The organism is Streptosporangium sp. NPDC002524 (genome assembly GCF_040295985.1).
GTDB lineage: Bacteria > Actinomycetota > Actinomycetes > Streptosporangiales > Streptosporangiaceae > Streptosporangium.
In genome coordinates, this window is sequence record NZ_JBEOWK010000024.1 from 40,084 (window position 1) to 65,963 (window position 25,880).

Below are 25,880 nucleotides of genomic sequence, written 5' to 3' on the forward strand. Positions count from 1 at the left end.
GGCCGCGACCCCTCTTTAAATCCCCGCGAAGCTGAAACAATGAGTCATGGCGGAAAACACATCTCATGCGGTGACCATCAAGGAAACGCCCATCGTGATGAAATTCATGATGCGCCTCTTCAACCCTCTGATGCGCAAGCAGGTGCGCAGGGGAAAGGCACGCTCCGTGGCCGGGGTGATACTTCTCCACTTCACCGGGAGAAAGACCGGTAAAAGGTACGAGATTCCCGTCATGAAGCAGAGCGAGAACGGCAGGCTGTGCGTCTACACCGAGGCCGGGTGGAAGGCGAACATGCGCGGCGGCGCCGACGTCGAGGTGACGGACATGGGGGTGCGCACCCCCATGCGCGCCGAGCTGATGGACGATCCCGACACCATGGCCGGCGAGATGGGAGACCTGATCAAGAGGATCGGGCTCAAGGAGGCGCGGCAGCGGCTCGGCATCGTCGTCCACGTCGACCGCCCGCCGACCCGCGAGGAGCTCGCGGAGGCGATCCGGCGGCGCAACCTCGGGATCATCTTCCTGACGCCGCTCTAGAGGTGCGGCGAAGGTGCCCCCGCCGGGCCGGCGGGGGCACCTTCGCTCAGCCGGGCTGGCCGAGCGAGCGCAGGTTGTTCGCGTGCCTCGGGGACACCCTCGGGGGGTATTTCTTGGACTCGGGCCCGGCCTTGCGCGCGGTCCCGGGACGGGCCTGCGGGGGCAGCGCGTCCGAGGCCCCCGGCAACCGGACCGACAGCGCGTGGTTGAACACGTTCCGGGGATCCCACTTCGCCTTGACCTGCTGCAACCTCGGATAGTTGTCCTTGTAGTACAGCTTGTGCCAGGGCACTCCCGAGGTGTTCAGCGCGGGATCGGCGAGGTCGTTGTCGGGATAGTTGATGTACGCGCCGTCGTAGGCCTCGCCCGGGACGGGCACCCCGCCCGTGTCCGCGTGCATCTCCCGGTAGGCGTCGCGGATCGCCGTCAGCCACCTCTCGTCCTCGGCCGGGTCCCACCAGCCGATGTCGAAGAAGCCGATGAGCGGCGCGGTCCGGTGCGGGTTGGCCGTGGCCGCGGGGTCCACCGCGTTGATCTTCCCGCCGAGCGACATCAGATAGACCGACGCCCCGGTGTCCGCCTCGCCCTCCGTCAGGAACCGGTAGACGACCTTGAGCTGCGCCGGCGTCCAGGGCTTCTTCAGGTATCCGGCCTTCGACTTGAACCTGAGCGCGTAGGCGCCGGCCCCGGAGTCGTAGGAGAGGGTGACCCGCAGCCACGGCGCCGTGCTGAAGTAGTCGAAGACGGGCTCGACGCCGACGCCCTCGCCGACGGTCTGCACCAGGGTCCACAGGATGCCGTCCGCGCCGGGCACGTCGCCGTCCATCGCCGCGAACAGCTCGATCCGCCCGTTGGAGCGGTGGTACATGGTGAGCGAGCTGTCGATGCTCTCGAAGGCGGGCTCGGCGTGGTTCTGCTGCTGCCAGCGCGCGTAGTTGTCGGCCAGCCGGGAGAGCCCCTCCTCGGTCATGCCCTCCCAGCTCCAGCTCGCCGAGACCACCAGCTGCTGCGCGGGCGGCCTGGGCAGCAGGGTCGCGGGGTCGTTGCCGCGGGCGTTCGGGGAGCGCATCAGGTAGCGGGTGACGATCCCGAAGTTCCCTCCGCCGCCGCCCGCGTGCGCCCACCACAGGTCCCGGTTGGGGTCGCGGGCGTCACGGGTGGCGACGACGATCTTCGCCCGGCCCGAACGGTCGACGACGACCACCTCCACGCCGTGGAGGTGGTCGATCACGAGCCCGTGCCTGCGCGACTGGGGGCCGTACCCGCCGCCGGCGATGTGCCCGCCGGCCCCCACGCTCGGGCAGCCGCCGGCCGGGATCGTGACGCCCCAGCCGAGGTAGAGCGAGCGGTAGGCCTTGCCGAGCGTGGCACCGGCCTCGATCGCGAACGCCTTGTGTGCGGGGTCGAAGTAGACGTCGTTCATCTCCGAGATGTCGATGACGATCGACGTCGCGGGGTCGTCCACGAAGTTCTCGAAGCAGTGGCCGCCGCTGCGCACGACGATCTTCTTCCCGGCGCGTACGGCCTCGTTGACCACCTGCACGATCTGCTCGGCGGAGTGGACGAGACGGACCGACTCCGGCTGCGCGAGGAACCGGGAGTTGTAGCCCCTGGTGACGAGTTCCGCGTATCTCGGGTCGTCCGGCGTTATCGTCGCCGCGCCCGGCAGCGGGGCGCACTCGGAACGCGCCCGGCCGGTGGTCGTCGCGCTCGCCGCCGATTCACCGGTGGCCAGCCCCGCGGCCGCCCCTCCCGCGACGGCCATCGCTCCCAGAAATCCACGGCGTGTTGCTTTGGCCACCGTCGTTACCAGACCTTTCGCATTCACATTCACATTCATTTGAGCGCTCCTCCGGGGGAGGAACGCTTTTCCGCCTCCGGGGGCGTCGCCCCCGGCTTTTCATCTCTCGCGGGATCCGCGGGATCCGCGGGATCCACGGGATCCGGAGGAGTCCGCGGAATCCGCAGGAATCCGCGGGAATCGCGGCGCTGGTGGAATCGCGGCCCTCGTGGATTCGTGGTTTTCACGGAATCGCGGTCCTCACGGATTGGCGGTCCCGCAGGTTTCGAGGCCCTCGCGGGCCCCCGGTCCTCGCGGAGTCGCGAGTCCCGGGAAGTCGCGAGTCCCGGGAAATCGCGAGCCCCGGGTTCTCGCGAGCCCCGGGGAGTCGCGGTCCCACCCGGACCCCGGCCTCCGGAGTCTCAGTCCTCGCGGGCGAGCAGTCCCTCCGCGGCCTCCCGCAGCAGGCGGCTCGCGGCGCGCACCTCGGCCGCGAGCGGCCGGTCGGCCTGCAGCGGCGGGGACAGCCGGGCCAGGTCGGCCCACAGCCCGGTCGCCGTCTCGTTCCGCCCGGCGAGCGCGCCCCGCTGGGCCACGCCGAGCGCGAGGGAGCCGACGACCAGCCACGCCAGCTCCACGGCCTCGGCCACCGAGTTGGCCCCGTTGAGCGCCATCGGCACGTGGTCCTGGTTGCCGCCGTTCGTCGGCAGCGCGGTGAGGGAGGCGGGGTAGGCGAGCTGCCTGATCCTGGAGACGAAGGAGGTGGCGCTCAGCTGCACCCCGGCCAGTCCGCTGCCCGCCCCGGGACGGGGGGTGAGCATCGGCGGCGCCCCGCCGTTGTAGGCCGGGTCGCACAGCAGGGCGAGCTGCCGTTCGGCGAGGAAGGCCACCTGCTGCAGGCAGAGGCCGATCTGGTCGGAGCACAGGCCGATCGGCATGGCGTGGAAGTTGCCGCCGTGCAGCAGCTCGCCCTCGTAGAAGATCGGGTTGTCCGTGCAGCCCATGGCCTCGCGGACGAGGATCTCCTCGGCCCCGTACAGCTGGTCGAGCACCGCGCCGAGGACCTGGGGGGCGCACCTGAGGCTGTAGGGCTCCTGCAGCGGCCGGAGCGGGTTGCGCTCCATCCCGGGGGGGAGGTCCTCGCGGATCCACCGGGCCACGGTCAGCTGCCCCGTCTGGCCCCGCACCCGGCCGATGCCGGCGTGGTAGGCCTCCGGGTTGGAGCCCAGGATGTCGGCGATCCTCGCGGTCAGCACCCCGACGGCCCTGACCAGCTTCAGCACCGCCTGGTGGTTCACGATGCACACCGCCAGGCTGACGCTGGTCCCGTTGACGAAGGCCAGCGCCTCGCGGGCCGACCACTCGACCGGCTTGGCGTCCATGTCGGCGAGGGCCTGCGCGGCGGGCACGACCGACCAGCCGCCGTCGCCGCGCACCCACGCCTCCCCGGTGCCCGCGTGGGCCATCGCCGCGTGGGCGAGCGGCTGCAGGTCCCCGCTGGCGCTCACCGTGCCGTCACGCGGGATCGACGGGGTGAAGCCCTCGTTCCACAGGCCGGCCAGGGTCTGCCAGAAGTCGGGCGACACGGCCGAGTGGCCCTTGCGCATGCTGCTGAGGCGGAGCCAGACGACGAGGCGGCACACCTCGGGGTCCAGCGGCCTGCCCTGCGCCGAGCCCAGGTGGGCGATGAGGCCCGCGCCCTGCTCCATCGGGGAGTCGGCCGCGGAGAACGCCACGAGGGGGCCGAAGCCGTGGGTGACCCCGTACACGGAGTCGGAGCCGGAGAGCCGCTCGGCCAGCAGGTCCACGCTGGCGCGCATGCGGTGGGCGTCCTCGTGATCGCACGGCTCCACCCGGGCGTCCCAGTGCGTGCTCCGGACGATCGAGGCCAGGCTCTCGGTGGAACGTCCGTCGATCAATGCTGTCACGTGTCTGCTCCCGCGTCGGAAAGGGAAGGTCGCTGTAGTCGCCGGAGCTTGCCCGTGTCGGAGCGGTCGATCCGATCGACCAGGCGCACCTGGCGCGGCCGGGCGTCGAACCGCCCCGCCGCCGCGCGCACCTCCGTGACGGACAGCGGTGCCCCGCCGTCCGGCACCACGAGCAGGTCGAAGTTCTCGCCGGTGAGGGCGTCGGCCACGGGGAGGAAGGCCAGGTCGGCGCAGCGGAGCACTGATCTCACCGACTCCTCCAGCCTGTCGAGGTCGATCCTGCGGCCGTTGATCTTCACGAGCCGGTCGCGCCGGCCGTCGAAGCGGAACCTGCGCCCGTCGAGCCGCCGCACGTAGTCGTCGGTCCGCCAGACGTCCGCGGGCGCCTCGCCCGGGCGGAAGGCCAGCCGGGGGCTCCGGACCACCAGCGGCGTCTCCTCCCCGTACGGGTCGCCGGGCCGCTCCCGGGACGGGGCGTCGTCGGCCTCGCCGTCGGGGAGGGCGAACTCCACGTCGTCGAAGAGCTCCCACGGCGGCCCGTCCGGGTTCCAGGTGCGCGAGGCGATGCCGCCCGCCTCCGTCGAGCCGAAGACCTCCACGACGCGCATCCGCCGCCGCCCGGCCTCCTTGACGACGGACTCCGCCGCCGCCGGGAGCGTCGCCGTGCTGTGCAGCACGGTGAGGTGCTCCGTCCGCCGTACCCAGGCCACGTGCCTGCGGAGGATGGAGAAGGTCCAGGGGACGGCCACCACGGCCCAGCGCAGGGACTCCGGGGGCGGCATGGCGCCGAAGTACTGCGGCCGGTACCACGCGGGCAGGCGCAGCCTGGCCGGGACGAGCACGCTCGCGAGCGCGCCGTACACGTGCCTGGGCGGCGCGAAGGAGAGGATGGCGCTCGGGCGGTCGCGCTCGATCAGGCCGGCCAGCAGGCCCGCCTCCGACCACATCTGCTCGCGCGTCCGCCGCCAGCACCGGCTCGGGCCGGTGGTGCCCGAGGTCTCCAGGTCCACGGTCTCCGCCAGCGCGTCCAGGACGAACCTGTCGGTGTCCGGGCCGTCGCCGAGCAGGTCCCAGCGGACCAGCCAGGGGCTCTCGTTGATCCGCGGCGCCGCGAAGCCGGAGCCGAGCAGCTCCGCGGGGGTCACCTCTTCGTAGGCGAGGGCGCCGGCGGGCGCGACGCCGCCGCGTTCGGGAACTCGCTGGGCGGTCAATTCGGCTCCGCGGAGAGTTCGACGAAGTCGAGGAAGTCCTGGACCGTTCTTATGCGCGCCAGATCCTCTTCCGGAATTTCCACCCCGGTCTCTTCCTGCATGGAGAAGGCGACCTCCACGACGGCCAGGGAATCGAGCGCGAGGTCGTCGGTGAAAGACTTGTCCGGCAGCACCTTCTCCGCGGGCACGCCGGCCACCCTCTCCACGATCCCGGACAAAGTCGAGAGCATTTCCTGTTGCTTCGTAGACATTTTCTGCAATCCCTTCACGGTCACACTGGACGGCTTTTCCGACTTTCCGTGCCGGTCAGAGTGATCAGTCCCGCCGGCGGCGCAGGACCAGAACCGCGTTGTGGCCGCCGAATCCGAAGGAGTTGCTGACGGCCACGTCGGCCGCGTGCTCCTGGGCCCGGTGCGCGACGAAGTTCATCTCCGGGTCTTCCGGGTCGTCGCAGTTGACGGTGGGCGGGACGATCCCGGTGCGCAGGGCCTCCATCGCGATCATCGCCTCGACGGCGCCGGCCGCCCCCAGCATGTGGCCCGTCATGCTCTTGGTCGAGCTCACCGGCACGGACGTGGCCCGCTCGCCGAACACCCGGCGGATCACCTTGAGCTCGGCGGTGTCGTTCATCCGGGTCCCGGTGCCGTGCGCGTTGACGTAGCCGACCTCGTCGGGGGTGACTCCCGCGTCCTCCAGGGCGAGGCGCACCGCCCTCTCGACGGCCGTCCCCTCCGGGTGCGGGCTGGTCAGGTTGTGGGCGTCCGTGGTGGCCGCGTAGCCCGCCACCTCCCCGTACACGTGGGCCTGGCGCGCGAGGGCGTGCTCCTCGCTCTCCAGGACCAGGATCCCGGCGCCCGCGCTCATCACGAACCCGTCGCGGCCGGTGTCGAACGGCCTGCTGGCGGCGCTCGGATCGCCCTGGCGGCGGGACAGCGCCCTCGCCCTCGCCGCGGCGGCGATGTCGAAGGGGGTGATGGTGTCGTCCGCGCCGCCGGCCAGGACGACGTCCGCCTTGCCGAGCTGGATCAGCCGCATCGCCTCGCCGACGCAGGTCGCCCCGGTCGCGCAGGCGGTCGCCGTGCAGGCCGCGGGGCCCTGCGCGCCGACGTGCAGGGCCACCTCGGAGGCGACCGTGACGACGCCCGTGGAGGTGAAGGTGTACGGGCTCAGCGCCATGAAGCCGCGCTCGGCGAAGGCGGTGCCGGCGTCGACGAGGGCGCTGCTCGCGCCGCAGGCCGTGCCGACCGTCACGCCGAGCCTCGGCGCGAGTTCGGCGTCGACGTCGAGCTTGGCGTCGCGCAGCGCGAGCGTGGCGGCCACCAGGGCGAGGTGCGCCGGTCTCGTGGTGCGGCGCACCAGCGAGGCGGGCAGCCACGCGCCGGGGTCGAAGCCCGCGACCTGGCCGCCGATGTTCACGGGGAGGCCGGAGGTGTCGATTCCGGAAAGCTCGCGAATACCGCTCGCGCCCTGAATCAGATTCGACCACGCGGTTTCCCAGCCCACCCCGAACGGGGAAATGACTCCGTAACCGGTGACGACCACCCTCTTGAGCGGAGCACCTCGCGGAGAATGAATGTCGTCGATGACCACCAGCGCCTCACCGGGAAGTTCGGGAATCCGATGCCGGGCTCGACGGTAACCGAGAGCCAGTGGATTCGTCACCGCCTCGGATACGCTTTTCACGTACGAGCCGGGAACAAATCTTCTATTACATGGGGCCGGGTTCCACAAGGGCCGGGCGCTTTTTCCCGGCCGCTTTCCCGGCCGGCGGGTGCGGGGCCGTCACCCGGCCTTTCCCGACCGTCTCGCCCGCGCCCGCGCACGAGCGGTCCCCGGCGGCGGGGGCCGTCCCAGGAGCGTCCCGACCGGCATGTCCGTGTCCCGGTACGTGCCCCGCACGGCCGTCGCGCCGGTGCCGAAAGCCCCGCCCCAGCGTCAGGGCATGACGCGGTGTCCCGCCAGCGAGACACCCGTTACGGGAGTGACCGAAGATTCTGGAGTGACTTCTGGGACTCAGGTAACAATAGCGTCACCCAAGGAACCTCCCTTGCCGACGCTTCGTTCCCCCAGATATGGCTATATGCGTAGGTCCGAGCGTTTGGTCCTGAGTGTGTGCTCAGGAGTCCTTCCATCGCATCTCCGGGGGCTGAGATTGGGAGAGCGTCGTTGAACGACCTGGTACAGGTGCATCTACTCGGGCCGGTGCGGGCGATGCGGGGCGACCATGAGCTCGACCTGGGCTCACCGACACAGCGCACCCTGTTCGCCGCACTGGCCACACGCCCCAGGACCGCCCTCAGCAGACAGGAATTAATCAACGCCGTCTGGGGCCCGAATCCACCAATAACAGTTGAAAGTAGTATTTATACATACATAGCGCGGTTAAGGCGTAGTTTCGAGCCGAAACGACCACGAAGGGCGCCCTCCGAGCTCCTGGTGGCCGACGGCAACGGCTACCTGCTCAAGCTCGACCCTCGCAAGATCGACGCCCAGGTCTTCGAGCGGCACCTGGAGAGCGTACGAGAGCTGCAGCGCTCGGGCACCTGGTCCGAGGCGGTGCGGAAGCTGGACACGGCGCTGGCCCTGTGGCGCGGGCCGGCGTTCGGCGGCGCGGTCGGCCCGCTGGCCGACGCCGAGCGGATCCGCCTGGACGAGCTGCGCTTCACCGCCATCGAGGACCGCGCGCAGCTCCTGCTGGAGGCCGACCGCGCCAACGAGATCATCAGTGACCTGTCCAGCCTCGTCCGGACCCATCCCCTGCGGGAACGGCTCCACTACCTGCTCATGGTGGCCCACTACCGCTGCGGGCGCCGGGCCGACGCGCTGAAACAGTTCCACAGCGTGCGGCGCCTGCTCATCAAGGAACTGGGCATCGAGCCGGGAGAGGACCTGCGCCGGTGCCACGACCAGATCCTGAACGGCACCCTCCGCTCGCCCATGCCGGTCTCCGGCTCCCCGCTGACGCTGACCTCCAGCGGCGCCACCGTCTCGCAGCCGGTCGCGCCGCCCCCCGCCCAGCTCCCCCGCGACGTCCCGGGATTCACCGGGCGGCTCCGGGAGCTGAAGCGGCTGGAGGGATTCGTCTCCGCGGCCGACATCCTGGACGAGGCCGGGGTCATCCTGATCAGCGGGGCTCCCGGGGTGGGCAAGTCGGCACTCGCCCTGCGCTTCGCCCGCGGGCTCGCCGAGCGCTTCGACGGGGGTCAGCTCCACCTGGACCTGCGGGGGTTCTCCAACACGGGCCAGCCGATGAAACCGGCCGAGGCGCTCGACCACCTGCTGGCCGGGCTGGGGAGCTCCCCCAAGCCCTCGGAGGACCTCCAGGTCCGCTCCAGCCACTACCGGAGCCTGGTGGCGGGCAAGCGGATCCTCATCGTGCTCGACAACGCCAGGTCGGCGGAGCAGGTGCGCCCGCTGCTCCCCGGCGACCCGTCGTGCCTGGTGCTGGTCACGAGCAGGAACAGGCTCTCGGGACTGACCACCCGCGACGGCGCCCTGCGGATGACGCTGGACCTCATGCCCAAGGACGACGCGGCCACCCTGGTCAAGCACGTCATCAGGCAGGCGAACGGGTACGCGGAGCACCATCTCGTCGACGGGCTCTGCCAGGTCGGCGACTACCTGCCGATCGCGTTGCGGATCGCGGCCGAGCGGATGACGAGCCGTTTCCACGTGGGGCTCAGCAGCGCGGGCCGGACGCCGCCGGGGCGGGACGACCTGCTGGAGAGCCCCGACACCGAGTCCGACGAGCAGTCCTCCATGCGGTCGGTGTTCTCCTCCTCCTACCGGGCGCTGCCCAACGACGCCGCGGAGATGTTCCGCGTCATGAGCCTGCACGAGGGCTCGGCCTTCGACCTGACGACGGCCGCGATCATGGCGGACGTCGGGTGCGAGCGGGCGAGGCAGACCGTCGACTACCTGCTGAGCGGGCATCTGCTGAGGGTCACGCCGGGCAACCGGCTCCGGTTCCACGACGGCATGCTGCGCGCGTACGCCAAGGACCGCGCGGTGGCCGAGATGCCGTACCAGACGAGGCGGGCGGCCGTCTCACGGGTCCTCGGCCACTACGTGCGGACCGCGGACACCGCGCTGCGCCTGCTGCACCCGAGGCAGTGCCCGATCATCCCGCCGCTGCCCGCGCCCGAGGGGGTGCCGCTGCTGCGCTTCGAGTGCCCCGAGCAGGCGAGGACCTGGCTGGAGACGGAGCTGCCCAACCTGACCGTCGCCGTGCGGCAGGCGCAGGTCTACGGCGTGCCCCAGGTCAGGGAGCGGCTCCCGCCCATCATCCAGAGCTTCCTGCACGCCCGGCCCGAGAGTCACCCGAGCGTCCCGGTGAACAGCCCGCGCCCCGAGGGGCCGCCCTCGAGATAGTCCACCCGCAGTTTCGCCTCGGTGAAGGCGTCCTCGTACTGCTCCCGGGTGAACAGGGTGTTCACGTGGGTGACGGTGAAGTGCCTGACGGGGGTGGCCGCGTCGGCCACCACGTAGTGGACCTCCATCACGCTCGCGCCGCCCTCCCGCACCGAGCGCGAGACCCTGGCGAGCGTACGGCCCTCCACGGTGACCACGTCCCCGGCCACGTAGCCGGGGAGGAACGTCTCGGGGAACCACCACGGCTCGACGACGAGGACCCCTCCGGGGACGAGGTGGGCGGCCATCCGCCCGATCGCCGCGGCCAGCTCCCGCTCGTCGCGCATGTAGGCGATGGAGCTGAACATGCAGGTGACCGCGTCGAAGGCGCGGCCCAGCGCGAAGTCGCGCATGTCGCCCTCGTGCGCGGGCACGCCGGGCATCCGCGTCCTCGCCACGGCCAGCATGTCCGCAGACAGCTCCAGCCCCTCGACGTGGTCGAAGAGCCCGGCGAAGAACCTCAGGTGCGACCCGGTCCCGCACGCCACGTCCAGCAGCGAGGAGGCTCCGGGGAGCCGCTCGCGGACCAGCTCCGCGACGGTCGCCGCCTCGGCCTCGTAGTCCTTGCCGCGCCCCCGGTAGATCGCGTCGTAGACGTCCGCCAGCTCGGCCTCGTACATGGTCTCGCCCCTCTCAGTGGCCGGCGGCCGGGACGGCGGCGCGGTAGGTGTCGACGAGGTCGCCCATGCGGGCCGCCACCTCGGCGGGGGTCGGCATGGCGTTCATCTCGTCGCGGATCCTGCGGGACTCCTCGGCGAAGGACGGCTCCTCCAGCAGCCGCAGGAGCGCCTGCCTCACCCCGGCGCCGGTGGCCTCGCTGCTGTGCATCGTCAGGCCCGCCCCCTGCTCGGCGAGGTAGCGGGCCCGCAGCGGCTCGTCGAACAGGTTGGGCAGCACGAGCTGGGGCGCGCCGCTCGCCAGCGTCGTGAAGAACGTGCCGCTCCCGCCGTGGTCGATCACCGCCGAGCAGGTCGGCAGCAGCGCGTGCAGGGGGACGAAGCTGACCAGCCGTACGTTGTCCGGCACCCGTTCCAGCTCCGCCTGGTGGTTCTCCGGCAGCGTGGCGACGATCTCCACGTCGAGGTCGGCGAGCCCGTCGAGGATGTCCTGGACGGGCACCAGGTAGCCGTCGAGGTTCTCCACCGAGGTGGTCCCCAGCGTCAGGCAGACGCGCGGCCGCTCGGGGGCGGCGCGCAGCCAGGGCGGGATCACCGCGCGGTCGTTGTACGGGATGAACCGCAGCGGGACGCGGTGCGGCTCCGGGCCCGACGCCGGGTCGGGCGGCAGCTCCAGGGAGGGCGGCGTGTAGTCGATGGTGAACTGGCCGGTGGTCATCTCCTCGGAGAACTCCACGCCGAACCTGCGGCTGTGCGCGGTGATCCACGTCTGCAGCATGTCCTCGCGGTCGTCCGGCGGCTGCTCCGCCTTCACCCGCAGGTAGTGGCCGCGCATCCGGCCGAACAGGTCCAGGCTCCACATGAACCGCGCGTGGACCGCGCCGCACGCCTTGGCCGCGATCGGCCCGGCGTAGGTGACCGGCTCCCAGATGACCAGGTCGGGCTCCCACTTCTGGCAGAACTCGGTCAGCCCCTCGATCATCGGCTCGTTGACCATGCGGCACCACCAGGGGACGAACTGGACGTACCCCTGTTTGAGGTGGTCCCAGGTGAGCCGCTCGGGATCGTCGCCCACCACGTCGAAGAAGGGCAGCGTCTGCTTGCGAGGGTCGAAGAATCCGAACGCCCTGTTGGCCCGCCAGAGGCCGTGGTCACGGCCCACCGGCACCGCGGTCAGCCCCGACCGGGTGATCACGTCGGTCAGGTTGGGCTGGCTGGCGACCCGCACCTCGTGCCCCTCGGCCTGCAGCGCCCACGCCAGCGGAACCATGACCAGGAAATGTGACTTCTCCGCATAGGTAGCGAACAGAATACGCATGTCGTCCTTCCGGGCGCGCGCGAACGCGAAGTGAAGTGGCGATGTGGCGATGTGGCGAAGGCTGTACCCCGGTCACCGCCGGGAGGCGTCTCAAGCCCTATCACATTTGATCGGCAGAAAGGCAATACCATTTCGCGGGACGCCGGGGGTTGATTTCCCGATGAGCCGGAACAGTAGTCTCAGGCACCCCGCAGACAAAAACGCAGGAGCTCCGATGAAAGGCATCGTCCTTGCCGGAGGAAACGGGACGCGTTTGCATCCGCTGACCCTCGCGACCTCCAAGCAGTTGCTTCCCATCTACGACAAGCCAATGATTTACTACCCCATCGCGGTGCTGATGCTGGCCGGCATACGCGACATCCTCGTTATTTCCACGCCGGGCGCCCTTCCGTCGCTGCGCGCGCTTCTGGGCGACGGCTCCCAGGTGGGCGTGAACTTCAGCTACGTGCCGCAGCCGGAGCCGCGCGGGATCGCGGAGGCGTTCCTGCTGGGTGACTCGCACATCGGCGGGGACCCGTGCGCGCTGGTGCTGGGCGACAACCTCTTCCACGGCGCGGGCTTCCCCGACCTGCTCCGCAGGGCCCAGGACGAGCTGGAGGGGTGCGTGATGTTCGGCTACCCGGTGAGCGACCCCGAGCGGTACGGCATCGGGGAGCTGGACGCCGAGGGCCGGCTCGTCTCCATCGAGGAGAAGCCGAGCCGGCCCCGTTCCGACCAGGCCATCACCGGCCTGTACTTCTACGACAAGCAGGTCGTGGACATCGCCAGGGAGCAGCGGCCCTCCGGCCGCGGCGAGCTGGAGATCACCGACGTCAACCGGGTCTACCTGGAGCAGGGCAAGGCGAGCCTGGTGCAGCTGGGACGCGGCTTCACCTGGCTGGACGCCGGAACGCACCAGTCCCTGCTGGAGGCGAGCCAGTACGTGCAGATACTCGAACGCCGCCAGGGGGTGCGGGTCGCCTGCCTGGAGGAGATCGCCCTGCGCATGGGGTTCATCGACGCCGAGGCCTGCTACCACCGGGGCACCGAGATGAGGCAGTCGGCATACGGCCAGTACGTCATGGACATCGCTCGATCACTCGCGTAACTGACAGCAAAGGTGCATCCACATGCGGATCCTGGTCACCGGCGGTGCCGGGTTCATCGGCTCGAACTTCGTGCGGCACGTGCTCTCCGGCGCCTACGAGGGCTTCGAGGACGCCCGGGTCGTCGTCGTGGACAAGCTGACGTACGCCGGGACCATGGAGAGCCTGGCCTCCGTCGCCGACGACCCGCGGCTGGAGTTCGTCCAGGGCGACATCTGCGACGCCCCGCTGATGTCGAAGCTGGCCGGGGGCGTCTCCCTGGTCGTGCACTTCGCGGCCGAGACCCACGTCGACCGGTCGATCGACAGCGGGGCCGACTTCGTCGCGACCAACGTGGTCGGCACCCAGACGCTGCTGGAGGCCTCGCTGCGCGGCGGCGTCGGGAAGTTCGTGCTGGTCTCCACGGACGAGGTGTACGGGTCCATCGAGACGGGCTCGTGGGTGGAGAGCCACCCGCTCGAACCCAACTCCCCGTACTCGGCCTCCAAGGCCGCGGCCGACCTGCTGGCGCGGGCGTTCTCGCGCACCTACCGCTTCCCCGTCTCGATCACCCGGTGCCCCAACAACTACGGGCCGTACCAGTTCCCCGAGAAGGTCATCCCGCTGTTCGTCACCAACCTGCTGGACGGGGAACGGGTGCCGCTGTACGGCGACGGCCTGCACGTGCGCGAGTGGACGCACGTCGACGACCACTGCCGGGGCATCGCCCTGGTCGCCTGGCGGGGCCGGCCGGGCGAGGTCTACAACATCGGGGGCAACGCAGAGCTGACGAACCGGGAGCTGACCCGGGCGCTGCTGGACATCGCCGGGGCCGACTGGTCGATGGTCGTCCCGGTGGAGGACCGGCCGGGGCACGACCGCCGCTACTCCGTTGACAGCTCCAAGATCACGGCCGAGCTGGGCTACCGGCCGCTCACCCCGTTCACGGAGGGCCTGGCGGCGACGGCGAGGTGGTACGCGGAGAACCGCAGCTGGTGGGAGCCGCTGAAGAAGGGGCAGGCCCCCTCCCCCACGCTCCCCGGCACGTGACCCCGGCGCTCCCCGGACCGGTACGGCACGCGTTCCCGGACACGGCACGCGTCACCGGGCGCGGCGCGGGACACGGCACGCGTCACCGGGCTCGGGGCGGGCGGCGGAATTCACCGCGCCTCCCGGAGAAAGCGCCCGGGAAGGCATACCGCCCGCATCCGGGAACGCACGGCCGTCCGCCCGCGGAACGCATACCTGTCTCGCTGGCGGGACAAACCGTCTTCCGGCCGCGGGCGACGGGTGCTTTCTTATTCAGAGCTCCGCTATATGGTGACGAGCGGAACCGGTACGTTAACCTCCAGAGCTGGAAAGCGGTGCTGGGAATGGAGATCATCGGAAATGGCTTTCTCGCGAGGCACCTGCGGTCGATCGACGACGCGCATCCGGAGGTGACGATTCTCGCCGCCGGTGTGTCCCTGTGGAAGAATTCCGATTCCGACTACGAACGGGAAACCGCTCTGGTCGACGAGACGATCGAAAAGAGTCTCCGTCAGGACCGGATCCTCGTTTTCCTTTCGACCGCGTCGATGAGCATGTACGGCGGCGCCGGCTGCCGGGGCCGCGAGGACGAGCCGGTGGAGCCCGTCACCCCCTACGGCTGGCACAAGCTCGCGCTGGAGAGACGGATCCAGGACTCCGGGGTGCGGCACCTCGTCCTGCGGCTCGGCTACGTCGTCGGCCCGCACGTGCCCGCGAACCGGTTGATACCTTCGCTCATCGAGCAGATCCGCTCCGACAATCTCACGATGTACCGCAGCGCGCGCCGGGACATCATCGACATCACCGACTGGGTGAAGGTCATCGACCTGCTGCTGGCCACCGGCACCACCCAGGAGGTGGTCAACGTGGCCACCGGCGAGTCCGTACCGGTCAAGCTGATCGTCGACCACCTTGAAGCGCGGCTGGGCATCACGGCCCGCAGGCAGGTCGTCGACGAGGGGACGTCCCACCACATCTCCGTGGAGAAGCTCCGGCGGCTGGTGCCCGCGGTCACCGGGATGGGGTTCGGCCCCGGCTACCACCGGACCGTGATCGACCGCTATCTGGAGGCGACCTCACAGCTGCGGCCCGAGACACCGGAGCCGGCGGAGGCGCAGGAGGCGGCGGAGTCACCGGAGGCGCAGCGCTCCGGTTCCCCGTCCGGCCGGGCCTGACCGCGCGGGCCACAGGCGAGCAGAGAGGCAGGGCAGGGCAGTGCGCACACCAGAGATCTTCGTCCGGGGGATCGGCACGTTCGTCCCGCCGACGGTGAGCGTGGAGTCGGCCGTCGCGGAGGGGCTGTGCTCGGCAGAGCACGCCAAGGTCCACGACATGCTCGGGGCGGCGGTGGCGGGCGACACGCCCGCCCCCGAGATGGCGCTGCGGGCGGCGCGGGAGGCGATCACGCGCGGCGGGGGCGGCACCGGCGCCCTGGGGCTGATGCTGTACGCCGACGTCTGGCACCAGGGCCCCGACGGCTGGTCGCCGCAGTACTACCTGCAGCACCATCTCGTCGGCGGCGACCTCCTCGCCCTGGAGATGCGCCAGGGCTGCAACGGCGTGCTGAGCGCCCTGGAGCTGGCCGGCGGGTTCATGGCGGGCGATCCGCGCCGCCGCGACGCGCTGATCGTCACGGCCGACAACTTCGGCACCGCCCGGATGGACCGCTGGTGCTCGGGCCCCGACTTCGTGCTCGGCGACGCGGGAAGCGCCGTGGTGCTGAGCCGCGAGCCCGGCTTCGCCCGGCTGCTCTCGGTGAGCTCGATCTCCGTGCCCGAGGCCGAGGAGCTGCACCGCGCGGGCAGCCCGCTCTTCCCGCCGAGCGCCACCACCGGGGAGGCCGTCGACTTCGCCGCGCGGGCCGAGGAGTTCGGCCGGATGTGCTCCGCCGACAGCGACCTCGCGCTCGCCTGGGTCATCGTGCAGCAGCGGATGATGCAGGTCCTGAGCCGGACCCTGGCGGAGGCGGACATCAAGGTGGGCGACCTCAGCCGCACCGTCTTCACCAGCCTCTCCCCCGAGGCCGTCGAGCACCGGTGGATGTCGGTGCTGCGCATGCCCATGTCGAAGTCCAGCTGGGACTACGCCAGGACCGTCGGCCACCTCGGCGCCAGCGACCACCTGGTCTCCCTGGACCACCTGCTGTCCACCGGGGAGCTCGGTCCCGGCGACCACGTGCTCCTGGGCGGCATCGGTCCCGGCATCACCATCTCGTGCGCGGTCCTGAAGATCCTCGAAACCCCCTCCTGGGTCTAGGACACCACTTCGAAAGGGGGCGCGGGCCCATGGAGTTCGGTCTCGGCGGCGTGCGGAGCGAGCGGCGCGACGCGGTGTTCGACGGCGCGCGCAAGCGCCTCCACGAGGAGCCGGGCCCGCCGCGGGAGCCGTTCACCCGCGAACGCTGGCGGGCGGCGGCCGACCTGGGCGTCACCGGCCTGTGCCTGCCCGCCGAGTACGGCGGCGGCGGCCTCGGCGCCCTGGACACGGCGCTGTGCCTGGAGGCGTTCTCCCGGGGCTGCGGCGACACCGGCCTGGCGTTCGCGGTCTCGGCGCACCTGCTGGCGTGCTGCGTCGCCGTCCGCGACAACGCGGGCGACGCCGCGCGCGGGGAGCTGCTGCCCGGCCTCGCCTCCGGGGCGCTGGTCGCGGCCAACGCGATGACCGAGGACGAGGCGGGCTCCGACGTGAGCAGGCTCGCCACCACCGCACGGCCCGACGGCGACTGCTACGTGCTCGACGGCGTCAAGTCGTTCGCCAGCAACGCGCCCGCGGCCGACCTCCTGGTCACCTACGCCACCACCGACCCCGGCCTCGGCTTCCTCGGGGTCACCGCCTTCGCGGTGCCCCGCGACCTGCCGGGCGTGAGCGTGGGCGAGCCGATGGCGAAGATGGGCCTCGACGGCTGCCCGGCCGGCCGGGTGGAGTTCTCCGGGTGCCGGGTCCCCGCCCGGTTCAGGCTCGGCGCCGAGGGCCGGGGCAGCGCCGTCTTCCAGGGCTCGATGGCGTGGGAGCGGGCCTGCCTGCCCGCCGTCTACCTCGGGATGATGGAGGAGCAGCTGCGGCACGCGGTGGAGCACGCGCGGCGCCGCCGCCAGTTCGGCCGCGCCCTGGGCGACTTCCAGGCGGTCTCGCACCGGCTGGTCACGATGAAGCAGCGGCTGGAGGGCGCGCGGCTGCTGCTCTACCGCGCGTGCTGGTCACTGGACGAGGGGCACGCCGACGCCGCCGCCGACGCCGCGCTGTCGAAGATCGCCGTCTCGGAGGCGGCCGTCGCCAACAGCCTGGACGCGATCCAGACCTTCGGCGCGACCGGCTACCTCGGCGCCGCGGGCGTCGAGCGGCAACTGCGCGACGCGGTGCCGAGCACGATCTTCTCGGGCACCACGGAGATCCAGCGGGAGCTCGTCGCGAGGGGGCTCGGCCTGTGAGCCCGGTACTCGGTACGTCTCCTCGCCATCTGGACCTCGTCGCGAGGGGGCTCGGCCTGTGAGCCCGGTACTCGGTACGTCTCCTCGCCATCTGGACCTCGCCGCGAGGGGGCTGAGCCTGTGAGCCCGCACCGGCCCGTACACCCGGGCCCCGTCGCGAGGGAGACAGAACGGTGAGCCTGCACCGGCTCCTCATCGACGCCGCCGCCCGCTTCCCGGACAACCTCGCCCTCGCCGGGCCGACCGGCGAGCTGACCTACCGGGAGCTCGACCGGCGCGCCGACGCCCTCGCGCACGCGCTGTCCGGCGAGGGCGTGCGCCCCGGCGACCGCGTGGTGATCTGGGCGGGGAAGTCGCCGCTCACCGTGGTGGCGATGCAGGCCGTGCTGCGCCTGGGCGCCGCCTACGTACCGGCCGGTGAGACCGCGCCCGCGGCCCGGGTGGCCGCCCTGGTCCGCGACTGCCGCCCCCGCGCCGTGTGCGCCACCGGCGACCGGCTGGAGTCGATCGCCGCGGACCTGGGAACGGACGTGCGCGCGGTGGACCTCGACGCGCACCGGGACCCCCCGTCCGGCGCGCGGCCCGTCCCGGTCGACCACCCGGTCGAGGACGGCGACCTGGCGTACGTGCTCTACACCTCGGGCTCGACCGGCGCCCCCAAGGGGGTGAGCGTCACCCACCGCGCCGCCCGCGCCTTCGTGGACTGGGCCGCGGCCGAGCTGGACGCCCGGCCGGACGACCGCTTCGCCAACCACGCGCCGTTCACCTTCGACCTGTCGGTGCTGGACCTGTACGCGGCGTTCTCGGCCGGGGCGACGGTCTGCCCCGTCCCGGCCGAGCTGGCCTACGCGCCCGCCCGGATGGTGGACTTCCTGCGCCGCGAGCGCGTCAGCGTCTGGTACTCCGTGCCGTCCGCGCTCACCCTGATGATGCGCGACGGCGGCCTGCTCGACGCGCCCGCGCCCCCCTCGCTGCGGGCGCTGCTCTTCGCGGGCGAGCCCTTCCCGATCGCGGGGGTGCGCGACCTCGCGGCCTGGACCGGCGCGCGCCTGCTCAACCTCTACGGCCCGACCGAGACCAACGTCTGCACCTTCCACGAGGTCGTCCCCGCCGACCTGGCGCGCGACCGCTCCGTGCCGATCGGCCGCGCGGCCTGCGGCGACACGGTACGGGTCGTCCGGCCGGACGGCCGGGAGGCCGGGGCCGGCGAGGAGGGCGAGCTGGTCGTGGAGGGGCCCACCGTGATGCTCGGCTACTGGGGACGCGAGCCCCAGGAGGGCCCGTACCGCACCGGGGACATCGTGCGGGTGCTCCCCGACGGGTCGCTTGACTACCTGGGCCGTCGCGACCACATGGTGAAGGTGCGCGGCTACCGGGTGGAGCTCGGCGAGGTCGAGGCCGTCCTCGGCAGCCACCCCCAGGTGGCCGGCGTCGCCGTGGTCGTCAGCGGCGAGGGCGCCGACGCGCGGCTGCGCGCGTTCGTGCTGCCCGCGCCCGGCACCGCGCCGGGCGTGCTGGGACTCAAGCGGCACAGCGCGGAACGGCTGCCGCCCTACATGATCGCCGACGAGATCCGTTTCGTGGACGAGCTGCCCAGGACCCGCAACGGGAAGATCGACCGGGCCGCGCTGAGCTCCGGGACCACGCCGTGAATCCAGCTGTGAAGGAGACGACCATCGTGACCACCACCGACCTGTCCGAGCGGGAGATATCGGATCGGCTGCTCGCCTTCATCCGGGAGCGGTTCCTGTCGGGCGACCCCGGCGGGGAGCTCGGCGAGGACTCGCCGCTGCTGGAGTGGGGGATCCTCAACTCGCTCAACACCGCGCTCCTGGTCAGCCACATCCGCGACGAGATGGGGATCGACGTGGCGTTCGAGACGATCGACCCCCGGGCCTTCAAGAGCGTCCGCGGCCTCACCGCCGCGCTGAGCCCGTACGCGGCCCAGGGCTGACTCCCGGTCAGGGGTCCCCGGCCGCGAGCCGGGAACCCCTGACGTCGGGAACCCGTGGCGCCGGGGACCCGTGGCGCCGGGGACCCCCGGGCGGGCCTCGCCGTCAGCTCGCGGTGGTGCCGCGGTGTTCGGCGGTGAGCCTTTCCAGCTGGGGGACGAGCGCGTTGGGGGTGGGCATGGCCTCCATCTCGGCGCGCAGCCTTCCGGCGGCCTCGGCGAAGGAGGGTTCGCCCAGCAGGCGCAGCAGGTGCTCGCGCACCCGGGGGCCGCTGGCGTCGCGGCCGTGCATGACCAGCCCGCCCCCCTGGGCCGCGAGCCGCTCGGCCCGGAGCTCGTCGTCGAACATGAACGGCTCGATCAGCTGCGGCACCCCCTGCCCCGCCATGGTGAGGAACGTGCCGCTCCCCCCGTGACTGATCACGGCGGAGCAGGTGGGGGCGAGGGCCTGCAACGGGACGAAGGAGACCAGGCGGGTGTTGTCGGGGACGTGGTGGAGTTCGGCCTGTTGTTTCTCGGGGAGGGTGGCGACGATCTCGATGTCGAGGTCGGCGAGGCTGGTGAGGATGTCCTGGACGCTGACCGAGTAGCCGTCGAGGCGTTCGGTGGCGGAGGTTCCCAGTGTTAGGCACACCCGGGGCTTAACGGGTGGGGTGTGCAGCCAGGAGGGGATGACGGCGGTGCCGTTGTAGGGGATGTAGCGCAACGGCAGGTAGGTGTGCGGCAGGTCCAGCCGTAACGATCCCGGGGTGGGGTCGATGGTGAAGTGGCCGGTGGTCATCTCCTCGGAGAAGGTGGTTCCGGCCTTGGCGGCGCGGGCTCCGAGCCATTCGGCCATCGCGTCGCGCTCGTCCGGAGCCTGTTCCTGTCGGACGCGCTGATAGTGGCCGCGCATCCGGGCGAACAGGTCCAGACTCCACAGCAGCCGGGCGTGCGCGGCTCCGCACGCCTTGGCCGCGATCGCCCCGGCGTAGGTGACCGGCTCCCAGATCACCAGGTCGGGCCTCCAGTCCCGGCAGAACGCGGTCAGCTCCCCGATCATCGGGTCGTTCACCACCCGGGCCCACCACGGCACGAACTGCCCGCCGTACCCGTTCTTCAGGTACTCCCAGGTGAGCACCTCGGGGCGGTCCTCGGCCAGGTCGTAGGAGGGCGCCCGCGGCGCCGTCGCCGGCAGCTCCTTCGTCCGCCCCACCAGCCGGTGCAGGATGTGGTCCTTGCCGACCGGCACGGCCGTCAGACCCGCGCCGGTGATGACATCGGTCAGCTCCGGCTGGCTCGCCACCCGCACGTCGTGACCGGCGTTGCGCAGCGCCCACGCCAGCGGGACCATCCCCAGGAAATGGGTCTTCTCCGCGTACGCGGTGAAGAGAACGCGCATGGAGTCCCCTAACCGTTCCTGACGGGTCCCAGCGCCTGGGCGCTCAGGTAGTCGACGGCGTCGACGAAGGTGTACGGCTGCATGAAGCCGCCCGCGCGCACGTCGCGGTAGAGGCGCGCCAGCGGGTGCGCGGCGGAGAAGGAGGCGCCGCCGATCAGGGTCTGGGCGTCGAAGACGATCGCGGGCGCCAGCTGGTTCACGACCATCTTCGCGCACTGGAACGGCGTCATCATCGCCGGGCCGCGCTCCTGCGGGTCGCCCGAGTCGTCGTAGGAGAGCCGGTCGGCCCTGGCCAGGGCGGCCGCGACCGTCGACCTCATCGTGAAGAGCCGGGCGTCCATCTCGGCCACCAGCGTCCGCGCCGCGGCGGCCCCCGCCGCCCCCCTGCGCAGGAGGGTCGAGACGGCGATCTCGCGCGCCGACTGGGCGATGCCCGTGTAGATCCCGAGCATGGTGATCGAGCTCACCGTCTGGCCCGCGAGCATGGCGAGGTTCTGCTCCCCGGCGGGGCCGCGCAGCACGACGTCCTCCGGCGCGATGCGGCAGTCCTCGAAGACGATGTCCACGCTGCCCGAGGCCCGCATGCCGAGCCCGTCCCAGTTGTCCATCACGGTGAGGCCCGGGGTATCCCGGGTGAGCACCGCCATCCCGGACTGCGGGCGCTGGCCGGGGACGCGCGTCTGCGCGTACACGGCGAAGTCGGTGGCCATGGGCGCCATGCTCACCAGCGTCTTGCCGCCCGACAGCAGCCAGCCGCCGTCGTCGGCCGGGGTCAGCGTGGTCGGGCGCCGGTCGCGCGGGATGTCCTTCACGCCGGTGGACACCACGGCCTCGCCGGAACCCATGCCGCGCAGCAGCCGCTCCGCCAGCGCCCGCGCGTGGGCAGGGCCGGTCCTCCACTCGTAGGTCAGCGTCAGCGCCCGGCTGAGCTGCATGTGCAGGGCGAGCGCCGTCGAGGCGTCGGCCTCGGCGACCCTCAGCAGCGCCAGGGAGACGTCGTGCATCCGCTCGACTCCCAGCCCGCCGAGCGCGGAGGGCACCGTGGCGCCGAGGACGCCGTCCTTGCGCAGCCCTTCGAAGACATCGTGGGGGAAGCTCCCTCGGCGGTCGTTGTCCGGGGCGGCCTCCGCGATCGCCGGCCGGTGCGTCTCGATGAGATGGAGCAGGTCGCGGCCCTCGGACGTGATCGGTTCGAGGAGTTCTCCCTGCATCGCGGCGTCCTCGGTGTGCACTGTCATCGGCCCATCCCGCTTCCCCTCGTTCGTACGTCGGCCCGCTGCCGCCGCCTGCACCATAAACGACCTTTCCGCGACCGGCCTAAGAAATCAACCGGGAAATTGCCCGCGCCCCGAAAAAGACCATTCGCATGGACATTGAGACCACCGGAGAATAACTTGACCCATAGATCACCCGGAACTAGCATCTGTCCCGCTGGCGAGACGGGCCCGCCTCTTTGATACGGGGACGACGGCCGCCCGGCCAGCCCGAATAAGCCTCCGGGTAATCCCATTCAGCCGCGACGCCGAGTTGAAGGTGGAAGAACGTGCTCTTTCCCCACACCAAGACCAGAAGGACGCTGCTGCGCCACGCCAACCTCCCGGAGGGCGTCACGGCGCACGACCTTCTCCTCAAGGCGGGACTGAACGACCTGCCCTCGGCCGAGGTGTTCGCCGCGCTGTACGCCAAGGAGGTGTCCGCCCAGTTCACCGTGGAGCGCCAGGACACCGACCAGGTCGTGGGATACGTCTCGTTCCACCACCTGGACCTGTCGGGGCGGCACGTGCGGGCGAGCTTCCTCACCGATCCGGCCACCGCCGGCAACGGGGTCGGCGCGGAGGTCATTCTGCTGACGATCAACTACGCCTTCGCGATGTGGAACGTCAGGAAGATATATTTCTGGACCGTCGAGCCGGATTTCAAGATTCTTCATACGAGCTACGACTCCGACCACAAAGAGGCGACTCTTCCCGAGCATCTTTACGACCGGGGAGCGCTGCGGGACGTGCATATCTACGCCGTCTACCGCGAGTATTGGGAGGAGCACGGGGCCGATCTCCTCAACAAACTCGTGCAGAGCCCGCTCGAACGCCGGAACGCGGCGTCCGCCGCGTCCACCGATTCCGCTGAAACGTCGTCAGGAGAGATCAGTTGACCGAGATGTTCGTTTCCGACCAGAAGAAGGGCGTACGCGAGCGGATCGAGCGTGAGGCGCTGAAGATCGTGCTGTTCAGCTCCAACGAGCTCGCCATCCCCGAGCTGACCGACCTGGGGGAGATCAGCGAGCCCAGCGATCTGGGCAACCTCGACTCTTTCTCCATCATCCTCCTGATCCTCGCCCTGGAGGACGCCTATGGCGTCCCGCTCCTGGACGACATGGCCGGCTTCGGCGGCCGGAACTTCGACGATCTGGCGGACTTCGTTATCGAACGTCTTCCCCCCGGCACCGGCGGCCAGTGACAGCCTGCGACGCGCCGTACGACACCGGTGAGCGGGGAGAACGGCATCGGCCAGGCTCCCCACACGCTCCCGTCAGGGCGTCTAGATGTCGTCTAGAACTCTCCCGTGGCACCTAGGGCAAACTCTCAGCCATCGACGGATCCGTCGAGGCGAAAGGGTGTGACAGACGTGACGACAGACGTGAACGGCTACCCGAGTCTTGCGACCACGCATCACGGACAGACCACGCATCACGGACAGACCAGGCCCGCCCACAACGCGCGGATGGCCATGGACGCACCTGGCATGACCAGGAGAACGGCCCTCTCCCTCCCCCCGGGCATGTCGCTGACCGCCTGGAGCCGCCTGGGCCGGCAGATCTTCATCATCTCCGACTCGTCCGCCTGGTGGCTGGGAGATTGGCTGATCTACGGCCAGGCCCAGTACCCCGACCGCTACAAGCGGGCGATCGCCGAGACCTCCCTCGACTACCAGACCCTTCGCAACTACGCCTGGGTGGCCCGGCAGTTCAGCCTGCCCCGGCGCCGGGAGAAGCTGAGCTTCCAGCACCACGCGGAGGTGGCCAGCCTGCCCGAGCCGGAGCAGGAGATCTGGCTCAACCGCGCCGAGAAGGGCGCCTGGTCCCGCAACGAGCTGCGGCGGCGCATCAAGGCGGAGCGCAACGGCGGGGTCGCCGACGAGGTCACCCACATCCAGATGAACGTCATCGCCGAGCAGAAGAAGCGCTGGCAGGAGGCCGCGGAGAGCACCGAGCAGGACCTGCTCGTCTGGATGGTCTCCAACCTGGACCGGGCGGCGCTGGCGGCCCTGGAGGCCAGGGAGACCGCCGCCCGGTCGGACGCGCTCCCCCAGTCCGCCTGACCCCCGAGGTCGCAGGACCTCACCCACCGGACGGAGAAGACAGCTTGAGCCCCGATTCCGGCGAGTTTCCCGAGGAGGTCATCGAGACCGCCGTCACCACCGCCCGGGGATCGCGACACCTCCGCCTCCGCTACCTGCCCGACAGCGTCGGCCTGTTCGCCCGGACGGCCGGCTCCTCCCCCGCGGTCACCTTCGTCGAGTACGGGATGCGCCGGGACACCGGCCGCCGGGAGAAGAGCGCGCGGACGATCGGCTACGCCGAGCTGGACGAGCGGGCCCGCGCGGTCGCGGCGGACCTTCAGGGGCGGTGCGAGCCCGGCGACCGGGTGGCGGTCCTCTGCCCGCACGAGCCCGGCTACGTCGTGGCCTTCCTCGCCTGCCTGTACGCGGGGCTCGTCGCGGTGCCGCTGTACGCGCCCGAGGCGCTGCGCAGCAACGAGCGCCTGCTCTCGGTGATGGGCGACTGCGCGCCGAGGTGCGTGCTCACCGTCTCCGCCGTACGCCCGTCCGTCCAGCGCCTGCTGGACGGGATGGACGACCCGCCCGCCCACCTGGTCTGCGTCGACGAGATCCCCTCGGACGGGGCCGGGGACTGGCGCAGGCCGCCGATGCGGCCGGACGACGTGGCGTACCTGCAGTACACCTCCGGCTCCACCGGCACCCCGGCGGGCGTCCGCGTCACGCACCTGAACCTCGCCGTCACCAACTACCAGATCAGGGCGCACTGGCCGTCGTCGGTCATCGCGTCGTGGGTGCCGTTCTTCCACGACTTCGGCCTCGTCTGCGGGATCACCAACCCGCTGGGCGCGGGCGCGCACTCGGTGAACCTCAGTCCGATGGCCTTCGTGCAGGACCCCTACCGCTGGCTGCGCATGATCTCCGACTACCGGGCCGACTGGAGCATCACGCCGAGCTCCAGCCTGGTCCAGTGCGTGCGCCGGGTGACCGGGGAGCGCAGGAGCGAGCTCGACCTGAGCTCGCTGCGGCTGCTCACGATCGCCGCCGAGCCGGTGTACGCCGAGTCCACCGAGGCGTTCACCTCGGCGTTCGCCGCCGGCGGGCTGTCCGCCACCGCCCCCTCCCCCTGTTACGGCCTGGCCGAGGCGACCCTCCCGGTCAGCGCCCCGCCGGTCGGCGAGGGCATGACCGACCGGTCCTTCGACCGCGAAGCCCTCGCCGCCGGCGTCGCCCGCGAGCTCCCGCCCGGCAGCCCGAACACCGTGCGCATCGTGTCGTGCGGGACGCCGAGCCTGGGGGTGTCGGTGCGGATCCGGCACCGGGAGGACCGCGGCCCGCTGCCGGACGGCCGGGTCGGCGAGATCTGGGTGAGCGGGCCCAACGTGGCGGACGGCTACTGGAACCGGCCCGAGCGGTCGGCCGACGTCTTCGAGAAACACCTCGCCGAGCCGGACGGCGACCTGCTTCCCGGCCCCTGGCTGCGCACGGGCGACCTCGGCTTCCTGCTGGAGGGCCGGGTGCACGTGGTCGGCAGGGCGAAGGACATGATCATCGTGCGTGGCCGGAACCACTACCCGGACGACATCGAGGCGACCGTGCAGACCGCGCGGGCCGCCCGGGACGCCGGGGGCACCGGGGGTGCCGGGGGTGCCGGGGGTGCCGCCGCCGAGGGGGCGGCCGCCGCGTTCTCCGCCGAGATCGACGGCGAGGAGCGGCTCGTCGTCCTCGTCGAGGCCGAACCCGCGCTCCTGGCGGCGGGAGGACCGGAGGTGGAGGCGACCCTGCGCGACCTGCGCCAGGAGATCACCCGCAACCACGGTCTGACCGCGCACGACCTCGTCCTCGTACGGCGCGGCACCCTGCCGCGGACGACCAGTGGAAAGATCCGCCGTGGTGCCTGCCGGGAGCAGTACCTCCGCGGGGAGTTCGACCGCTGAGCCGAAGTGGCT

At 71.2% G+C, this 25,880-nt stretch carries 22 protein-coding genes; 13 read left to right on the forward strand and 9 right to left on the reverse strand.

The features are described from left to right. Nucleotides 1-97: 97 nt before the first annotated feature. Nucleotides 98-538 (forward strand): nitroreductase/quinone reductase family protein, encoded by a 441-nt coding sequence (locus tag ABT053_RS32885; protein ID WP_350974530.1) that lies wholly within the window; start codon nt 98-100, stop codon nt 536-538. Between the two features lie 46 nt (nt 539-584). On the opposite strand, the gene ABT053_RS32890 is transcribed toward ABT053_RS32885, so the two are convergent. The 5 genes from ABT053_RS32890 to ABT053_RS32910 form a co-directional block, all read right to left on the reverse strand. Then, the gene (locus ABT053_RS32890) at nt 585-2,303 is read right to left on the reverse strand and encodes an FAD-binding oxidoreductase (RefSeq protein ID WP_350974389.1); all 1,719 of its coding nucleotides are present in this window, start codon (nt 2,301-2,303) and stop codon (nt 585-587) included. Nucleotides 2,304-2,740: 437 nt separating this feature from the next. Further along, on the reverse strand, nt 2,741-4,246 hold the full coding sequence (locus ABT053_RS32895) for an aromatic amino acid lyase (protein ID WP_350974390.1): 1,506 nt from the start codon (nt 4,244-4,246) through the stop codon (nt 2,741-2,743). Beyond that, nucleotides 4,243-5,457 carry a class I adenylate-forming enzyme family protein gene (locus ABT053_RS32900; RefSeq protein ID WP_350974392.1) on the reverse strand — a complete coding sequence of 405 codons (1,215 nt, stop codon included), beginning with the start codon at nt 5,455-5,457 and terminating at the stop codon, nt 4,243-4,245. Before ABT053_RS32900 ends, ABT053_RS32895 begins: the two co-directional genes overlap by 4 nt. Beyond that, entirely contained in the window at nt 5,454-5,726 is a 273-nt protein-coding gene (locus ABT053_RS32905) for an acyl carrier protein (protein ID WP_350974393.1), read from the reverse strand. Before ABT053_RS32905 ends, ABT053_RS32900 begins: the two co-directional genes overlap by 4 nt. Before the next feature lie 46 nt (nt 5,727-5,772). Then, entirely contained in the window at nt 5,773-7,140 is a 1,368-nt protein-coding gene (locus tag ABT053_RS32910) for a beta-ketoacyl-[acyl-carrier-protein] synthase family protein (protein ID WP_350974395.1), read from the reverse strand. Between the two features lie 528 nt (nt 7,141-7,668). Between ABT053_RS32910 and ABT053_RS32915 the strand changes: the two genes are divergently transcribed. Continuing rightward, nucleotides 7,669-9,828 carry an AfsR/SARP family transcriptional regulator gene (locus ABT053_RS32915; protein WP_350974531.1) on the forward strand — a complete coding sequence of 720 codons (2,160 nt, stop codon included), beginning with the start codon at nt 7,669-7,671 and terminating at the stop codon, nt 9,826-9,828. On the opposite strand, the gene ABT053_RS32920 is transcribed toward ABT053_RS32915, so the two are convergent. Together ABT053_RS32920 and ABT053_RS32925 are read right to left on the reverse strand one after the other, a co-directional pair. Further along, on the reverse strand, nt 9,774-10,487 hold the full coding sequence (locus tag ABT053_RS32920) for a class I SAM-dependent DNA methyltransferase (protein WP_350974396.1): 714 nt from the start codon (nt 10,485-10,487) through the stop codon (nt 9,774-9,776). The genes ABT053_RS32915 and ABT053_RS32920 overlap by 55 nt on opposite strands. A gap of 13 nt (nt 10,488-10,500) precedes the next feature. Then, nucleotides 10,501-11,802 (reverse strand): activator-dependent family glycosyltransferase, encoded by a 1,302-nt coding sequence (locus ABT053_RS32925; protein ID WP_350974397.1) that lies wholly within the window; start codon nt 11,800-11,802, stop codon nt 10,501-10,503. A 214-nt stretch (nt 11,803-12,016) separates the two neighbouring features. Here ABT053_RS32925 and rfbA point away from each other — a divergent pair, with 214 nt between their 5' ends. The 7 genes from rfbA to ABT053_RS32960 all read left to right on the forward strand — a co-directional run bounded on the left by rfbA (nt 12,017) and on the right by ABT053_RS32960 (nt 19,277). Next, entirely contained in the window at nt 12,017-12,889 is an 873-nt protein-coding gene (gene rfbA / locus ABT053_RS32930) for a glucose-1-phosphate thymidylyltransferase RfbA (RefSeq protein WP_350974399.1), read from the forward strand. Nucleotides 12,890-12,911: 22 nt separating this feature from the next. Then, on the forward strand, nt 12,912-13,916 hold the full coding sequence (rfbB, locus tag ABT053_RS32935; protein ID WP_350974400.1) for a dTDP-glucose 4,6-dehydratase: 1,005 nt from the start codon (nt 12,912-12,914) through the stop codon (nt 13,914-13,916). Nucleotides 13,917-14,239: 323 nt separating this feature from the next. Beyond that, nucleotides 14,240-15,070, forward strand: a complete 831-nt coding sequence (locus ABT053_RS32940; protein WP_350974402.1) for an NAD-dependent epimerase/dehydratase family protein — start codon at nt 14,240-14,242, stop codon at nt 15,068-15,070. A gap of 40 nt (nt 15,071-15,110) precedes the next feature. Further along, entirely contained in the window at nt 15,111-16,151 is a 1,041-nt protein-coding gene (locus ABT053_RS32945; RefSeq protein WP_350974403.1) for a ketoacyl-ACP synthase III family protein, read from the forward strand. A 29-nt stretch (nt 16,152-16,180) separates the two neighbouring features. After that, on the forward strand, nt 16,181-17,323 hold the full coding sequence (locus tag ABT053_RS32950; RefSeq protein ID WP_350974405.1) for an acyl-CoA dehydrogenase family protein: 1,143 nt from the start codon (nt 16,181-16,183) through the stop codon (nt 17,321-17,323). 173 nt (nt 17,324-17,496) lie between these two features. Then, complete coding sequence (locus ABT053_RS32955; RefSeq protein ID WP_350974406.1) at nt 17,497-18,975, forward strand: amino acid adenylation domain-containing protein; 1,479 nt, start codon at nt 17,497-17,499, stop codon at nt 18,973-18,975. Between the two features lie 26 nt (nt 18,976-19,001). Beyond that, nucleotides 19,002-19,277, forward strand: a complete 276-nt coding sequence (locus ABT053_RS32960; protein WP_350974408.1) for a phosphopantetheine-binding protein — start codon at nt 19,002-19,004, stop codon at nt 19,275-19,277. A 103-nt stretch (nt 19,278-19,380) separates the two neighbouring features. Here the strand turns inward: ABT053_RS32960 and ABT053_RS32965 are convergent, their stop codons facing one another. Both ABT053_RS32965 and ABT053_RS32970 read right to left on the reverse strand, forming a co-directional pair. Beyond that, nucleotides 19,381-20,655, reverse strand: coding sequence for an activator-dependent family glycosyltransferase (locus ABT053_RS32965; RefSeq protein WP_350974411.1), 1,275 nt, complete (start codon nt 20,653-20,655; stop codon nt 19,381-19,383). Between the two features lie 8 nt (nt 20,656-20,663). Continuing rightward, nucleotides 20,664-21,893 carry an acyl-CoA dehydrogenase family protein gene (locus ABT053_RS32970; protein WP_350974412.1) on the reverse strand — a complete coding sequence of 410 codons (1,230 nt, stop codon included), beginning with the start codon at nt 21,891-21,893 and terminating at the stop codon, nt 20,664-20,666. Nucleotides 21,894-22,198: 305 nt separating this feature from the next. Between ABT053_RS32970 and ABT053_RS32975 the strand changes: the two genes are divergently transcribed. The 4 genes from ABT053_RS32975 to ABT053_RS32990 all read left to right on the forward strand — a co-directional run bounded on the left by ABT053_RS32975 (nt 22,199) and on the right by ABT053_RS32990 (nt 25,868). Then, nucleotides 22,199-22,807 (forward strand): GNAT family N-acetyltransferase, encoded by a 609-nt coding sequence (locus ABT053_RS32975; RefSeq protein WP_350974413.1) that lies wholly within the window; start codon nt 22,199-22,201, stop codon nt 22,805-22,807. Next, on the forward strand, nt 22,804-23,112 hold the full coding sequence (locus ABT053_RS32980) for a hypothetical protein (RefSeq protein WP_350974414.1): 309 nt from the start codon (nt 22,804-22,806) through the stop codon (nt 23,110-23,112). The genes ABT053_RS32975 and ABT053_RS32980 overlap by 4 nt, the downstream gene beginning before the upstream one ends. Before the next feature lie 168 nt (nt 23,113-23,280). After that, the gene (locus ABT053_RS32985; protein ID WP_350974416.1) at nt 23,281-23,973 is read left to right on the forward strand and encodes an LmbU family transcriptional regulator; all 693 of its coding nucleotides are present in this window, start codon (nt 23,281-23,283) and stop codon (nt 23,971-23,973) included. A 44-nt stretch (nt 23,974-24,017) separates the two neighbouring features. Beyond that, nucleotides 24,018-25,868 (forward strand): fatty acyl-AMP ligase, encoded by a 1,851-nt coding sequence (locus ABT053_RS32990; protein ID WP_350974417.1) that lies wholly within the window; start codon nt 24,018-24,020, stop codon nt 25,866-25,868. Nucleotides 25,869-25,880: the final 12 nt, after the last annotated feature.

Bases quoted from the DNA above. Each gene is read 5' to 3' on its own strand.
- ABT053_RS32950 (WP_350974405.1), top strand. From the start codon at position 16,181: ATGGAGTTCGGTCTCGGCGGCGTGCGGAGCGAGCGGCGCGACGCGGTG.
- ABT053_RS32920 (WP_350974396.1), bottom strand. From the start codon at position 10,487: ATGTACGAGGCCGAGCTGGCGGACGTCTACGACGCGATCTACCGGGGG.
- ABT053_RS32970 (WP_350974412.1), bottom strand. From the start codon at position 21,893: ATGACAGTGCACACCGAGGACGCCGCGATGCAGGGAGAACTCCTCGAA.
- ABT053_RS32940 (WP_350974402.1), top strand. From the start codon at position 14,240: ATGGAGATCATCGGAAATGGCTTTCTCGCGAGGCACCTGCGGTCGATC.
- ABT053_RS32890 (WP_350974389.1), bottom strand. From the start codon at position 2,303: ATGGCCGTCGCGGGAGGGGCGGCCGCGGGGCTGGCCACCGGTGAATCG.
- ABT053_RS32925 (WP_350974397.1), bottom strand. From the start codon at position 11,802: ATGCGTATTCTGTTCGCTACCTATGCGGAGAAGTCACATTTCCTGGTC.
- rfbB (WP_350974400.1), top strand. From the start codon at position 12,912: ATGCGGATCCTGGTCACCGGCGGTGCCGGGTTCATCGGCTCGAACTTC.
- ABT053_RS32965 (WP_350974411.1), bottom strand. From the start codon at position 20,655: ATGCGCGTTCTCTTCACCGCGTACGCGGAGAAGACCCATTTCCTGGGG.
- ABT053_RS32915 (WP_350974531.1), top strand. From the start codon at position 7,669: ATGCGGGGCGACCATGAGCTCGACCTGGGCTCACCGACACAGCGCACC.
- rfbA (WP_350974399.1), top strand. From the start codon at position 12,017: ATGAAAGGCATCGTCCTTGCCGGAGGAAACGGGACGCGTTTGCATCCG.
- ABT053_RS32885 (WP_350974530.1), top strand. From the start codon at position 98: ATGAAATTCATGATGCGCCTCTTCAACCCTCTGATGCGCAAGCAGGTG.